Annotated in this window: 12 protein-coding genes; 4 read left to right on the top strand and 8 right to left on the bottom strand. The window is 27.7% G+C overall.

Annotated features, from left to right (window positions below; all coding sequences use genetic code 11):
• The first annotated feature begins 935 nt into the window (after positions 1-935).
• From FYJ71_RS07200 to FYJ71_RS07210, 3 genes are all read left to right on the top strand, one after another.
• On the top strand, positions 936-2,117 hold the full coding sequence (locus tag FYJ71_RS07200; RefSeq protein ID WP_154538124.1) for a pyridoxal phosphate-dependent aminotransferase: 1,182 nt from the start codon (positions 936-938) through the stop codon (positions 2,115-2,117).
• A gap of 192 nt (positions 2,118-2,309) precedes the next feature.
• Complete coding sequence (locus FYJ71_RS07205) at positions 2,310-2,912, top strand: sigma-70 family RNA polymerase sigma factor (protein ID WP_195836915.1); 603 nt, start codon at positions 2,310-2,312, stop codon at positions 2,910-2,912.
• On the top strand, positions 2,899-4,329 hold the full coding sequence (locus tag FYJ71_RS07210) for a hypothetical protein (protein ID WP_154538126.1): 1,431 nt from the start codon (positions 2,899-2,901) through the stop codon (positions 4,327-4,329). The genes FYJ71_RS07205 and FYJ71_RS07210 overlap by 14 nt, the downstream gene beginning before the upstream one ends.
• Before the next feature lie 158 nt (positions 4,330-4,487).
• Here the strand turns inward: FYJ71_RS07210 and FYJ71_RS07215 are convergent, their stop codons facing one another.
• The 4 genes from FYJ71_RS07215 to FYJ71_RS07230 form a co-directional block, all read right to left on the bottom strand.
• Positions 4,488-5,654 (bottom strand): amidohydrolase, encoded by a 1,167-nt coding sequence (locus FYJ71_RS07215; protein WP_154538127.1) that lies wholly within the window; start codon positions 5,652-5,654, stop codon positions 4,488-4,490.
• Positions 5,655-5,723: 69 nt separating this feature from the next.
• Positions 5,724-6,920: a hypothetical protein gene (locus FYJ71_RS07220; protein ID WP_154538128.1), complete on the bottom strand. Its 1,197-nt coding sequence runs from the start codon at positions 6,918-6,920 to the stop codon at positions 5,724-5,726.
• 90 nt (positions 6,921-7,010) lie between these two features.
• Positions 7,011-7,691 carry an ABC transporter ATP-binding protein gene (locus FYJ71_RS07225; RefSeq protein WP_154538130.1) on the bottom strand — a complete coding sequence of 227 codons (681 nt, stop codon included), beginning with the start codon at positions 7,689-7,691 and terminating at the stop codon, positions 7,011-7,013.
• Positions 7,692-7,733: 42 nt separating this feature from the next.
• On the bottom strand, positions 7,734-10,169 hold the full coding sequence (locus tag FYJ71_RS07230; RefSeq protein ID WP_154538132.1) for an FtsX-like permease family protein: 2,436 nt from the start codon (positions 10,167-10,169) through the stop codon (positions 7,734-7,736).
• A 267-nt stretch (positions 10,170-10,436) separates the two neighbouring features.
• Between FYJ71_RS07230 and FYJ71_RS10065 the strand changes: the two genes are divergently transcribed.
• The gene (locus FYJ71_RS10065; protein WP_268878340.1) at positions 10,437-10,562 is read left to right on the top strand and encodes a hypothetical protein; all 126 of its coding nucleotides are present in this window, start codon (positions 10,437-10,439) and stop codon (positions 10,560-10,562) included.
• A 784-nt stretch (positions 10,563-11,346) separates the two neighbouring features.
• Here the strand turns inward: FYJ71_RS10065 and FYJ71_RS07235 are convergent.
• From FYJ71_RS07235 to FYJ71_RS07245, 4 genes are all read right to left on the bottom strand, one after another.
• Positions 11,347-11,910, bottom strand: a complete 564-nt coding sequence (locus tag FYJ71_RS07235; protein ID WP_154538134.1) for a hypothetical protein — start codon at positions 11,908-11,910, stop codon at positions 11,347-11,349.
• 315 nt (positions 11,911-12,225) lie between these two features.
• Positions 12,226-12,369, bottom strand: a complete 144-nt coding sequence (locus FYJ71_RS07240; RefSeq protein WP_154538136.1) for a hypothetical protein — start codon at positions 12,367-12,369, stop codon at positions 12,226-12,228.
• Positions 12,370-12,412: 43 nt separating this feature from the next.
• Positions 12,413-12,535, bottom strand: a complete 123-nt coding sequence (locus FYJ71_RS10010) for a S8 family peptidase (protein ID WP_235899100.1) — start codon at positions 12,533-12,535, stop codon at positions 12,413-12,415.
• A 2-nt stretch (positions 12,536-12,537) separates the two neighbouring features.
• The gene (locus FYJ71_RS07245; protein WP_154538138.1) at positions 12,538-15,027 is read right to left on the bottom strand and encodes an ABC transporter permease; all 2,490 of its coding nucleotides are present in this window, start codon (positions 15,025-15,027) and stop codon (positions 12,538-12,540) included.
• Positions 15,028-15,089 lie beyond the last annotated feature (62 nt).

Here is a 15,089-nt window from a genome sequence, read left to right on the forward strand (position 1 = left end):
CTTGGTTTGTTTGTGGTTTAAATTTCTAACAAAACTTACATAGTCTTATTATTATTTAAACGATTAATCAATTTGCTCTTTTGAGCTTATTGAATTAACCTGCTGTTCAATTTTCAAAGTTCATTTTTGTCTTATAAAATTACGACTAGAAAATTATATCATTTTTTTTATTCTCTGTCAATACTTTTATTTTTTCTTTACTTTTCCATTTTCTAACTAATTTTAGTAAAAGAAATATAGTTTTTCTTAAAGACAAGTAATATAATATCATCATACACTCCGACTGTCAATAACTTTTTACATTTTTTTTATTACTTTTTTTCTTATCAAAATATTATTCTTTTTTATCATTTTTTTGTTCGTTATTTTCAAGATTACTTCGTTTTTTCCCCTTATTTTTATAATAAGGTTCGTATTTTAATATTCTTTATGATAATTTTCAATCTAATTTCACTATACAAAACTTCATCGTTGTTATAAAATAAATACTATAAATAATGTAATATATATGATATGTACATATATTCTCGTATGATAAATATATCTTTTTATATATTAATAGATATATTAATATATATATTAATATATAATTATGTATTATCGTATGTCAATGATATGTTTCTACATAATTATGTATTATCGTATGTTAATGATATGTTTCTACATAATTATGTATTATCGTATGTTAATGATATGTTTCTACATATTATGTATTATCGTATGTTAATGATATGTTTCTACATATTATGTATTATCGTGTGTTAATGATATGTTTCTACATATTATGTATTATCGTATATCAATGATATATCTCTACATAATTATATATTATCATATAGCAACGATATCTTTTTACATATCATATATTAAAAGCGTGCTTGTTTATATATCATAAACACAATAAACATAGGCAAAACATTGTTAGGAGGAGAAATATGTTATCATCAAGATTAAAAAACGTGACTCCATCGGTCACTGTTGCAATAAGCTCGAAAGTCAAAGAATTAAAAGCAAACGGTGTTGAAGTTATAAATTTGAGCATCGGTGAACCTGATTTCACTATACCAGATAAAGCAAAGGCATATGGAAAGAAGTCACTAGATGAAAATAAAACAAAATACGACCTTGTTCCTGGATTAATTGAACTAAGAAAAGAAATATGTAAGAAATTAGACAGAGAAAATAATATCTCATATACTCCAGATCAAATCGTTCTTTCAAGTGGTGCTAAAAACTCAATCACAAATGCTATTTTAGTACTGACAGATCCAGGCGACGAAGTTTTGTTGCCATTACCTTACTGGGTTAGTTATTCTGAGATTATTAAAATTACCAATGCTGTTCCTGTAGAAGTTCCTACTTGCAAGGATAATAATTTCAAAGTAACAGTCGAGGATATAAAAAAATATGTAACTGAGAAAACAAAAGCCATTGTAATTACAAACCCTTCCAATCCAACTGGTTGTGTATATACAAAAGACGAATTATACGAAATCGCAAGCTTCTGTTTACAGAAAGGTATATATATTTTGGCAGACGAAATTTACGAGAAAATTAGGTTTAACGATTCTTTCGTTTCTATCGCTTCATTAAACGAAGAAATTAAAAATATCACTATAACTATTAATGGCTTTGCAAAGTGTGCTGCTATGACTGGTACTAGACTTGGTTATACCGCTTCTAATACAGAGATAGCAAAAGGTATGTCTACAATCCAAAGTCACATAGTGTCGCATCCATCACTTACAGCTCAATACATTGGTCTTGGCGCACTATTAGAGTGTGAGGAAGATATGCAGCATATGGTTGAAACATACAAGAAAAGATGCACCTTAATAACTGATAGATTGGACAAAATAAACAGCATTAGTTATGTTGAGCCATCTGGAGCATTTTATATATTTATTGATCTTTCCAATATAAAGAAGAATTTTGACTACAAAGAAAGTTTTTCTGTTGAATTTTGCGAGAAATTCCTAGAAGCAGAAAAAGTTGCAGTCGTTCCTGGAAAGGCATTTGGTATCGATGAATACATACGAATATCTTATGCTTGTAATGAATCAGAGTTTATGGAAGGAATAAATAGACTAGAAAAATATATTAAGAATTTCATATAACACTTATATAACACTTACATATAGCCCAAAACTATACTTTAATTTATTTATACTTATTGTAAATAGATTAATAAGTAGCTTTTTAGGGCTATTTTTTGTAGAAAATCTTTTATTCCGACAAATTTATTTCATTTTTTTAAGAAAAATAGAAACCACCATACGAATATTATCGTAGAAGGGAGGCTGATGAAAATGCAAAACATTGATGATAAGGACATATATAAAAGACTTTTAAATGGCGACGAAAGTGCTTTGGTGGAAGTAATTGATTGTTATGGATCATTAGTCAAAAAGATCATAACATATAAACTAAATGCACACAAAGACCTGCAGGATGAATGTTTAAATGATGTGTTCTTAGCAATTTGGACAAATATTTCATCTTATGACTATAAAAAAAGTAGCCTTAAAAATTGGATTATCGGTATTACACGTTACAAAACAGTAGACTATCTCAGAAAGATTTATACTATCAATAAAAATCATTGTTTAAGTAAATCAACATGGTCAAACGAAAATTTATCATATACTGATGAAAATTTAGAAAAAATACATAGTTCAATAGAAAAGGAACTTGAACAAATTTTATCTCCATTATCTGAAATGGAAAAAGAAATTTTCATATCTAGGTATTTGGAAGGAGCTTCAATTGATGAAATATCTGTAAAATCATCTTTGACTAGTAAAGAGATTTATAACAAACTATTTTACTCAAAAAAGAAAATAAAACGCAAGTTAAAAAATGTAGTAAATTTTAGAAGAATAACAGGAGATGAATCAAATGAAAGACAATAAAAACATATACAAACTTATCAATGAAACTAACCATCTTAACAATATTTTAGACGAAATTGAATCATACAATAAAACAAGAAAAGATAGTGATTCAAAAAATTTCTTAGAAAATGATGATTCAAAATTTGCCCTAACTGCTGAACAAAGAAATAGAATACTCCAAGATTTTAGGAGCAAAAACAAATATTTTCAAAATAGGAACGAAAACAAAACTACTAAAAAAAACATTGCAATAATTGGCACTCTGGTGGCATCATTAATTGCGGCTTTTTACATTCATGGTAATAATAGTGTATATGCTTTTATTCAAAATACCATAGACAATATACAATTATCACTGAGCCAAGTATTTCAAACATCTAGTTCTTCAGACGAATATTCAATAAAATACATGGGAAATTCTGAAAAAATAGAAAAGTATAGGATTAAAGTGGATAAAATTTTGGTGGATTCTCATAAGGTATATGTCAACACACTAATAGCTATTCCCTATGATAAAAATACAGTCATACATTATGTATCTTTAAATGGTATAGATTTTCTGATTAATGGCAAACATCTTGGAAATGACAGTGGTATGAGCGAGAATAATAAATTCATTTGCAATACCGACGACGGATACCAAATATTTTCACACAATATAATTATAGATTTATCTGAAAGATATAACGAAAAAATAGATAATATCACATTTAACACCAACGGAATCCATGTGGAAAGTTACAGTAAAAATGTACTCACAAATGCTATGAAAAAATATATTGAAAATAATGATATAAAAGCCTTAAATAAGACTACAGATTCCGACAAAATTATCATTAAAAAAGATAAATTTATAAGTTTTAAAATAGAAAATAAAAATATAGAGTTAAGTACTGATACAAAGGAAATCAGAAAAGGTATTGTCTTTACCAGCTCAGATAATAAGTTCATTTTTAAGAATATATCCTATAATAAGCTTGGAGCCCAAGCTGTACTTTATCAATATTCTAATAACAAAAAATCCTCTTCACATCCTTTTGTTATCGCTTCCGATGATAAAGGTAACAAAATTGAGTTAAAATATTATGTCGGCAACGGAACTGATAATAATGCCATTAAATATGTTATGTCAGCAGATAACAATAACACTGATGTGATGCTATCCACTTTTATGATGAGTGAAAAAATAACTTTTCACCTATTTGAAGAAAAAGAATCACGTAAATTTGAAGACTATGATTCAATAGATAGTAAAGAATTTTATAAAAAAACACTGAAAACTATTATTGATGAAAATATCTTTGTAGATTCTCTTGGTCCGGAAATTTATAAAACATCAAATACTAAACTGGATAAAAGAGCAAGAAATTCAAGAAAAATAGGTGAAATTATTATTGACACATCAACAGGAGATTATAAAATAAAATATTTTTAATAATTCTATTAACTCATCGCTTTTTATGTTGCAATAATATAAATAGATTACTATTCGATAATTTAAAAGACCCTCAATTGTTAGAATTAAATCCTAACCTTTGGGGGTCTTTCTAGTCAAAAATCAAGCTCGCTATCTTCTACAACAAAAGCGCCTATCTATTTAGACAAAAAATCTATTGCAAATTGAGCGTATAGGTTCATTCCAATCTGAAGGGAATCTTCATCGATATCAAATCTATCATTATGATGTGCCGCATTAATACACTTTTCATCATTTCTAATCCCAACAAAGGCAAATACGCTTGGTACTCTCTGGGAAATATACGCAAAATCTTCCCCACCGGTAGTTTTTTCATACTTAACAATAGAGCTTTCTCCATACAATTTTATAGCAGAATCTCTTAATATGTCAGACATTTTTCCATCATTTACCAATGGTGGTGTTGCTCTATCCATTTCAAGAACGCCTTTTGCACCATAAGCATCACAAGTACCTTTTATTACCCTTTCTAATTTCTCTGGTATACCTTTCCATACTTCATCACTAAAGGATCTAGATGTACCCTCCAAAACAGCCTCGCCTGCTATTACATTAAATCTAGTCCCAGCTTCCATTTTTCCTATTGTAACCACCAATGAATCTAGAGGATTAGTATTCCTACTAACTAAGTGTTGAAGATTCATAACAACTGATGATGCAACAACAACTGCATCTATTGTGTCACTAGGCATAGACCCATGACCTGACTTTCCTTCTATAGTTATTTTAAAAAAGTCAGCCGCCGCCATCCTCGGACCTGATTCTAGAGAAATTTTACCACTCTCAACACCTTGCCAAAGATGAATACCAAAAGCACCTTCCACTCCATCTAATAATGGGTAGTTATCCAATACGTCCTTTGCACCCTTTGCAACTTCTTCGGCATGCTGGAAAAATAGGACTACCTCTCCATCAAAATAATCCTTTACCTCATTTAATATATGTGCAGCACCTAGCAACATTGCAGTATGTCCATCATGACCGCAAGCATGCATTAAGCCTTCCTTTTGAGATTTGTAGACAACATCATTTTTTTCAACAACTTCAAGTGCGTCCATATCAGCTCTCAAAAGAATCTTCTTTCCGTCATTTTTACCCTTTATTCTAGCAACCACTGCTACATCACAAACAACCTCATACTCAATCCCAAGCTTATCTAGTTCACTCTGCACAACCTTTGAAGTATTAAATTCACAAAAACTAGGCTCCGGATTCATATGAAAATATCTTCTTTTTTCTACTACATAATCTCTATATTTATCAGAAATACTCTTTATATCCATAATATCAACTCCAATCCATAATCATAAAATCACACAATCAATATGCTACATTACAAAAATTGGTTAATTCTATCCCAACATTCCGGCGAAAATCCCGCCTATTATTACTGAAGCAATTGTAACTGAAGTGAATCCACCTATCAACATCTTTGGCATCATAATATCTGTCAAATATTTAATTTCATCTTCATCATCCGTCAAAGATTTAATAGCCTCAGTTGTTAGAATAAAGTTTGGAGGAAATCCGTATAAAGCATTTAAAGCTATTGGCAACGACATATACTTTGATTCCTTCAATAGTTTTCCTGCAATAAAGGCAAAAATAACCAACCCAACTACACCTATTACTATTATTCCAATAAGTGGTGCTGCAACAGATGCCAACATTTGCGGAGTAGCCTTACTCAAGCCTTCAAAAATAAATGCCATCAAACAGGTCATTGTCCATCCAAAAGCATTTGCTTTATTCAAAGGCTTTCTATCCACCAAACCTATTTCCGCTGCTATAACGCCAAACACCAAGCAAGTTACAAGTGGCGATAATGCTTTTGGATTATTAAATACATTAGTATTGATAAACTTCGTAAATATATCTGCCAACCATGCAACAAAAGACAACTTTAACAACACCATATATGTCGTATCATATTTTTCTGGTAGCTGTGGGATCAACGTTTTTTTGATAGTTTGGTCATCACTAACCGAGCTTATTTGTTCACGCTCTCCTTTTCTATAACCCTCAAGAAGTCTGTTTCCTTCCTTTTTTAGTAAAACTGCAGTTAAAGGATAACCCACAAACCCCTGTACTACATAAACAAGAATTGCAACAACAGCCAAATTTGTGTTACCCACAGATTCAGCGGCTTCCTTCATAAGTATCGCTGCGACAATACCACCCGTCAAAGGAGGCGCTCCAACTATTGCCGTATCTCTACCCAACACCATTACACCAACAGTCATCAAAATAGCAAGTATACCAACTATACCTGCAAGTGATATGAGTACTGTTTTCCATTGTGCAATAAGCTCCTTGATATTCATCAATGTTCCCATATGCACTATCAACAAATACATAACTAATCCGGCAACAGGTTGCCCAAGCGTGGCTATTGTAATCATGTCCTTAGGAAACACAAACCAAAATCCAACTAAAAAAATAATCGCAGTTGCAAATACCGATGGGACAAAGGCCTTTGTTTTTGCAGACACAACATCTCCTATAGCCATGGAGAAAAGAACACATACAAATGCTAATATTGCTGTCATCGTCATAAAAATACCTCCTCTTATTTATATATTACATAATATATTAACGCTAATATAAATAATTTTCAAGAATTTTCAGGACTAATGTTTTTATTTTTTTCTTTCATCTTTTATTATTTTTCCATCACTTATCGTAATAACTCTATCCGCTTGTTTTGCAATATTTTCATCATGAGTAATCATAACTAATGTTTGATTTAATTCGCTTACTGTATTTCTTAAAAGCCTCATTACCTCTTCTGTAGTCTTGCTATCCAGATTTCCAGTTGGTTCATCAGCAAATATTACAGCTGGTTTGTTTGATAATGCCCTTGCTATAGCAACTCTTTGCTGCTGTCCCCCAGATAATTCATTTGGAAATTTTTTGAGCTGATTTTCTAAACCAACCTTTTTGATTATATCCATGATATATTTTTTATCTTCCTTTTTACCATCTAGTTGTATTGGCAATATTATATTATCGTAGACATTAAGAACCGGAATAAGATTAAAGCTCTGGAATATAAAGCCAAATTCTTGCCTTCTTATTTTTGATAATTCATCATCATTTAGGCGATATATATTCTTGCCACCCAACATAACCTCTCCATCTGTTGGTTTATCTAATCCGGCTAAGCAATGTAGTAAAGTACTTTTCCCAGATCCACTTGTCCCCACGACCGCCATAAATTTACCTGGCTCAATTTCTAAACTAACATCATTTAGTGCTTTTACAAGATTACTATCTTTCCCATAATATTTTTTTAAGTTTTTTGCAAATAAACTCTTCAAATCAATCCCTCCCTTTATTTTTTATATTTTTATATATTAAAATTATTTATGGTACGAAAACTCTCTGTATTTTTCAGCCGTTGCTATAAAGTAGCATCCAAAAAATATTATAAAAGGAACAAAAGAGAGTACTACTAATTTATAATAATTTATGTATAGCTCTGTATTACTAAAAACTTTTTTCAAAAATAAATAATCGTCCAGTATTTTGTACAGTGTTAATGATAAAGTAATAATTGATGAGATAAGCCCATATTTCAAGCCTTCTAAAATATACATTTTTCTTACAGTAGCTCTTGAAGCCCCTACACATCTCATCACTAAATTTTCATTTTTTCTCATTAAAAATATTATTTTCAGTGATGAGAAAATTGAAAATACTGATACCAAGCCAGTATAAATCAAATTTGTATATATTTCAAAAAAAATCTCTTTTTCACGGTTTTGTTCATCTCTTTCACTATTTATATCATTAAATTCATACTCACTGCCTATTAATTTTCTTAAATTTTCATAAATTATTTTCCTATTATCATCTGAATCAAAAGAAATACTATTGTATCGTATGTATCCATACATCTTTTCATATTCTTTTGGCTCAATGTAAATACCCGCTACCAATTCTCTATTTCTCAAATATGTACTTAATTTTGCTGAATCAACAAATCCAGCAACTTGAACTTTAATATCACTATATTTAATATTATCACCTCTTTTAATCGGTATCCTTAGGGTAATATAATCTCCAGCATTCATTTTTGTGTATATATCTTCATATTTATTATTATATCTATAATAGAACTTATCTTTCAAATATACCTTTGGGAAGTTACTATCATCCTTTTTTATCGTATTATATATGATACTATTTTTTGTTAAATAACTTTTGTCAAAACATAATAAAGAAAACTCAAACTCTTTATTTCTATTGAAATCGTTGTTGTATAATTTGCTAAATTCTCCTCCTTTACTTATATAAATAATATTAGAACTATTTATAGGTAATAAATTTTTAATTGACCTCAATTTGCTCATTCTCAATATATCATTAGATGTAAAACCATAATCTGGAATATAATAATCATATTTATTAATTGAATAATTTCTATTTGCATACATCGTTGATATTCCAGATTGGCTTGCATTACTATAACTATGTTCATACGCATTTTTCACATAAATATAATTTGATATCGGTAATGCCAAAAGTATTACCGGAACAATTAAATAAACGATATATTTTCTTAAATTAATACTAGAAACTTTTCTTATCACAGATTTCCTATTAATTAAAGAAACCATTATTATTCTATCAATCATTTTTTCAATAGAGCTTTTATTATTTGCAGCCATTCCACGATTGACTTTTAATAACTGGTAGATAAAGGCAATTAAAGCTGGTATCGTAATTATCTTAAGTGTATATATAGAAAAATAAATATCGTAATGAATATGCTTAGGTATTATTTTAAACAAATCTGAACTCGCTAATGTATAGTTAGCATTATTAATTAGAAATAATGATAAAAGCAATCCCAAAATTGTTCCTATTAACAAAGCAAATATACCTATAACAATGCCTTCAGATGCCAGCAATAGCATTATTTGATTTTTACTTCCTCCAACGACTCTCAACAATTTCATATCATCAATTCTTTTTTTTGAATAAATAATCATAGTGATTGTACTAAATATAATTCCTGAAAAAACGAGATTTTCAAATCTTGGGTTATCAAGCTTTCTGTTACTTATGAAAGTAGTCGTCTGTAAAATATCTCTGTTAAAATTTAATTTTTCTGGATTTATGCCTAATAGAGCAATTAGTTTGTTAGTTTCATAATCCAAATTTTTATATTCACTATTAAAATTAATAAATACCTTGAATAACCTGTTTTTTTCTGAAATTATATCACTATCGAGATTTACAAAATACTTGTCTTTTGAAGTATATCTCATTAATTTATTATCTAAAATCCCTACTACTTTTATCTTAACGCTCTTTTTATGTAAATTGGTAACGCCATTGTCATTTGTTTTGTAATATATGTCACCTTTTAAAACATCTCCGACCTTATATTTATTATTAATATTAAAAACTAGTGCTTCATTTTTATTTAATGGATACTTACCCTCTATTAATTTAATTTTATTTAAATCTAGAATACTCTTATTATAACCTTCAATCTCAGTAATTTTTCCATTATTTTCATCAACAAAATTTTCGAACGATAAGGCATAAAATATACTTTTTACATTATCGGTGTTACTAATTTTTTTCAATTCTTCACTTGTAATACTTTCTCCTTTACAGCCATATAAGGAACTATATTTTTTTTGAAACTGGTAGTGGTTTATATATTCACTATGCTCTGATAGCATTATTGCAAATGAACCAGCAACTGATATACTCATTATAAATATTACAAGTGAAATAATTTTTATATTACTTTTTAAATATGCCTTTAATAACTTTTTCATAAGATTTATGTCCTTTCTTATTTTTAAAACAAGACTCCGATAAAATCGATTTCCAAAAATCTTGCTGAAATTATTATACTATTTTTTTTAGAGTAAATTATCAATCTGTTATGAATGGTATAAAAAGTGTCACAAACGGCACATTAGGATTTCTATCACAATTTCATTCTTCAAAATAAAAAAGGGATTGCTTCTAATTAATAATAGTTGCCATCCCTTTTGTCCTGCCTTAATATTTAATTTGGATAAATCAAGAAAGGACCTCTCATGAACAATAATATCATAGAAATAATATTAAATAAAGACAAAAACACTAATTATCAACGTGATTTTGACGACATTAATAATGAGTATATAATAACTGTCGAAAAAGCTGTAACACCGAAGTACTGACCGGTTTGCAATACAAAAATATACTATAAGGGAATTAGAACTCGAAGAGTTAGACATCCCATTTTAAAATGGTAATGTTGAATATCTAATCTGTGATATGTATAAACCATATTTTAACTATGTAAAAAAATGTTAATCCTAAAGATTGATACATATTTGAAGGGTTTATACAGGAAATATAATGATATTTATCAAGATAGGCTGTTTGAATTGAAGAAAGATAATCCTTATGCAAAGCTACGAATAGAAAAATAAAGGATTTAAAGAGGCATTCAAGAGGATTTAATGGCTTTACACATATTAGAAATAGATTTCTATTCTCTGAAAATGAAAATTCCACTATCAGGAATTGTTCTCTTAAAATGAAGGATATTAGGCGATCACCTGGTAAAAAACGTGGAAAATATAAAAGAAGGAATATATAATATATTTATATTATTAACTAAAGTATGATTTATCCCTAAATTACTTAATAACCTGCAAAAATGCAGGTTATTAAGATAATAAAGTATCATTTTTTTGATTAATTTCTCAAAATTAAAACACTAAAATATATTTTTTTACAAAAACCGATGTTTTTCTGTTTTTATTTTAGCCAAACCCTCAAAGTTGTCCCCCAAAGTTTTTGGAGTTTCCCTCAAAGTGTTTGATTATCCATTTTTTTTAATAGCGCTGATGGTGTAGTTCTTAAAACTGGTGTATTAATTATACTGTTTTCTTTATCACTAATTAAATTTTTTAAATCTCTTGAAGTATTTTCATTATCATTTAAGCTCTTAATATCTTAATCAGAAAAATTTGATGAAATAATCTGACTCATTATATCAAGTAAATCTATCTTATCAAAATCCACATTTTTAGTTAAATCATTCAAATTTTCAGATAAAAATTTAATATTTTCTTTCTTTGAAACCTGACCATTTTTTTTATTATTTATCAGATAATTACTAAGCTGAGCTTCCTTAAAAACTGTATCAACGAAACCTCCATCAAAATCTATTAATGCTTTTGACCTATTTAAATATTCTAATAAAGAAATTTGCATTTTCAGCTTATCTACATCTGATAAATTAGGATACTTTTTATCAAAATATGAAACCAAACCATCTTCACGATTAAAAGCTTCATCCCATAAAATATTGTATTTTTTACCAATATCATATAAGGTTAGATTTTCTTTTAATAGTTCATCTCTTTGCTTTTCATACTTATATACCTCAGATGTGTCCAAGCTTTGATTTAATGTTTCACGAGATTCTATTTCATCAGAATAGGAAATAGAAAAAAAAGAAACCATAGAAATCAATATGCTCACAGAAACTAACGAACCTACAATCTTGTTTTTCATATTTATTCCTCCTTATCACAAATTACGATAGAATAAAATAAATTTTAAGCAATCTATATTTTGACGCTAATTTATCATATTAATTTATATTTGTCAATATTTTTTTTAAAAATGTAGTGTCAACTTTTTATGGAGTTTTTTCATCCTAATTTCCAAAACAGCTAATTTTCGTTCCTCCTATTGATTTAACTACTTTTTATGATGGACTAGATTCGTCGAAGATGAAGTTTGGATTATCGAAGATATCCCAAGTTATTTTTCCTCTTCTATCTACAATATTTTCTAATTCTTTATTTTTTTCCCTCAAAAATTCTTTTATCTATTTTTTTTCCCATTCTTCTTATACACTCTTAAATAGCTTAATTTTCCAAGTGTTTCTTTTCCCCATCCCATCGGAGGCCTACTAAATCGTTCTGATAATACATGACTTATTTGACCCTCTGTACAGCTTCCTGGCACTTCTAACGTATATCTCTATTCACTATCCCTTCCCAGTTGTTTATTATGTATTTACATACATTTTCAAATCTTTTCTTTGAACTTTCATCTTCAAATGCTGGTTTTTAAAAAATATATGTCCAAGGTTTATCCCTGTATCTATTATAGCTACTTTCAATTTTTTCATACTTAGTTCTTACTCCTATTAGTTTTATAAAATAATACAAGTAAAAGTGGTATAATATTAACTAAACATATACCTATGAAATTTGTATAATTATATATATTTTTTATACCCTCATAGGAAATACCTCTACTGTAATACACAAAATCTTGTGATAATTTAGATAGAACAAATGTCCCTAATATTAATAAAACAGACAATAGTATCCATTCTAATATCAATATTTTATATATCTGCTTTTTACTAGCACCTAATTTTCTAATGGTTAATATATCATTTTTATTTATCTCATATAGTGATGATATACTATTAGCTGCAAAAAATAATATTGCTACAACTAAAGATACAATAACGGATATACTGAACACCATTTTTCTACTATTAATTTGACTTATTTGATTAGTTTCACTTCTTACATTTCTTGTTATTATGTTTTTTCTACCAATAAAAACTTTATCAACCTCTTTATACAAGTTGTCTATGTTATATCCATTTGACATATATATATTCAAATTTCTATAATCATATGTTTTGTATATATCATTGAACTTATTATCTGTTATAATTATATTCAATGATGGATTAGTTCTTTCTCTAGTGTTTTCAAAATATGAGCCATATGCTATTCCCACAACTTTAAATTGATTTATTTTATATTTATTAAAATCATCGTTTAAATTATAGTAACTATTTTCAATAATCTTAGACTTTGGAGTCATAATCTTCAAAGTATCTCCAACCTTTATGTCTATTACATTTTCTCCATAAGGAAGATTTTTAAAATTATTTTTATCTGTTTTTGGTATTACTAGAATTGCATTATTCCCCTTCTTCAAAGCTTCTAGATTAAAATTGCCACTCGTTTTAAAATTCTTCAACTGTTTAAAAGAATTGTCATTATATGCCCTTACACTTCCTTTAACAATTCTTTTATGAAGATTTTTATTTGTTCCCATATACTCTTTCCAATAATTATCCTTTGAATTTTCATTGAGATTAGAAAAGTATTTATTGTTTACTTTCCATTGATCTTGAAGTATAATTTTTCCTGGTATTAATCTGCTATGATCGATACTCTTTATACCATCAACTTTTTTAAGTTTATTTAAATCTTCTCTTGATATTGATTTATTTAAATTATTATCTGTTGCCGCAACCTTTATGTCAGAATAGGAATACATATCCCACACCATCATTTTTTCTTGTTCTGCACTTAAGAAATCATTAAATCGAATTAGCAAAAAATAAGAGGATAGCATGGATAGCGTTACTACCATAATTAATATTGTAGATATATCCTTAATAATATAATTTAGATATATATTCCTAGTAAATTTATATTTTTTCTTCAAATTATAACTAGTTATTATTCCAGAGACTATATTATTATTTTTAATCTTTATATAAATAAGGAAAGAAATAATAACTACAAATAATAACATTACTAAAAGACTTAAAAAAATCTGTTTATTGTTAACAATTAAATTTAGGTTTGCAGTACTATTATGTAGATATATATTCTCTGTATTGATGAATTTTATTTTTCTAACAACGGCTTTGGTAAAGATGTCGTTTATTAAAAATCCTAATGGAATAGCAGATATATATAGCATAATCAATTCATACAAAATGCTCTTAAATACAAAAAATTTATTTGCACCTAATGCTTTTATAAGCGAATATATCTTAATTCTTTCTCGAATACTCATATTAATAATAGAATAAATAATTAATATGCATAATATTGAAAAAACTATTCCTTTAAAAATATTATTGATATCCAGAGAAGTGCTTAAATTCTCATTCATTTCTTCTGGTGAAGACGCATTCATAATAATATTTCTTTTATCTATTCCATATTTCTTCTCATATCTATTCAAAACTGAATATAAATCCGTCCCTTTCTTATATTCTAATTTTATTTTGAATTTGTTACTTTTATTAAAATTAATATCTTTATATATGACTTTTAGTCCAATATTTTTATTTGCAGGTATATCATTGATTATCCCACAAATATTACATTTCTCATTTATTATATTCCCTTTTTCATTTTTATAAACAACATTCACTTCTTGATTAATATTTGGCTTTAAACCCAAATATTCTAATGTCCACTTTTCTAAAATGATATCGTTTTTCTTTTGGAAAAAGTTGCCAACAATAAATTTTGATGTTGATAATAAGTTATCATAATTAGTTCCAATTACTTGATATAAATATTTTTCATCCTTCGATACTCCTATAAAATTTTCTAAGCCTAAATTACTAATATTTTTATCTTTTTCTATATTAGAATATTGTTTGGAATTTGAATTAGCTATTATAATGTTGTATGGACTATTCTGATATTTTTTTTGCAGCGTTTCTATATTAGATATAGTTTCTATTAGAGAGTTAGAAATTATAATAATAGCAATACAAACTAAAAAAGAAAAATAAATAAAAAACGATTTAATTTTATTACCACGAATATATTTTAATACAAAACGCATATATTTTTACTCCCCCATTCTATTTTTTTAATTATTTCCCTACCAATTTTTCACACCTAGAA

It is taken from the genome of Peptostreptococcus porci (genome assembly GCF_009695815.1).
Lineage (GTDB): Bacteria > Bacillota > Clostridia > Peptostreptococcales > Peptostreptococcaceae > Peptostreptococcus > Peptostreptococcus porci.

Coding starts and splice junctions, on each gene's coding strand:
- FYJ71_RS10010 (WP_235899100.1), bottom strand. CDS start 12,535: ATGAAAAAATTGAAAGTAGCTATAATAGATACAGGGATAAACCTTGGA.
- FYJ71_RS07245 (WP_154538138.1), bottom strand. CDS start 15,027: ATGCGTTTTGTATTAAAATATATTCGTGGTAATAAAATTAAATCGTTT.
- FYJ71_RS07215 (WP_154538127.1), bottom strand. CDS start 5,654: ATGGATATAAAGAGTATTTCTGATAAATATAGAGATTATGTAGTAGAA.
- FYJ71_RS07230 (WP_154538132.1), bottom strand. CDS start 10,169: ATGAAAAAGTTATTAAAGGCATATTTAAAAAGTAATATAAAAATTATT.
- FYJ71_RS10065 (WP_268878340.1), top strand. CDS start 10,437: ATGAACAATAATATCATAGAAATAATATTAAATAAAGACAAAAACACT.
- FYJ71_RS07210 (WP_154538126.1), top strand. CDS start 2,899: ATGAAAGACAATAAAAACATATACAAACTTATCAATGAAACTAACCAT.
- FYJ71_RS07220 (WP_154538128.1), bottom strand. CDS start 6,920: ATGACAGCAATATTAGCATTTGTATGTGTTCTTTTCTCCATGGCTATA.
- FYJ71_RS07200 (WP_154538124.1), top strand. CDS start 936: ATGTTATCATCAAGATTAAAAAACGTGACTCCATCGGTCACTGTTGCA.
- FYJ71_RS07205 (WP_195836915.1), top strand. CDS start 2,310: ATGCAAAACATTGATGATAAGGACATATATAAAAGACTTTTAAATGGC.
- FYJ71_RS07235 (WP_154538134.1), bottom strand. CDS start 11,910: ATGAAAAACAAGATTGTAGGTTCGTTAGTTTCTGTGAGCATATTGATT.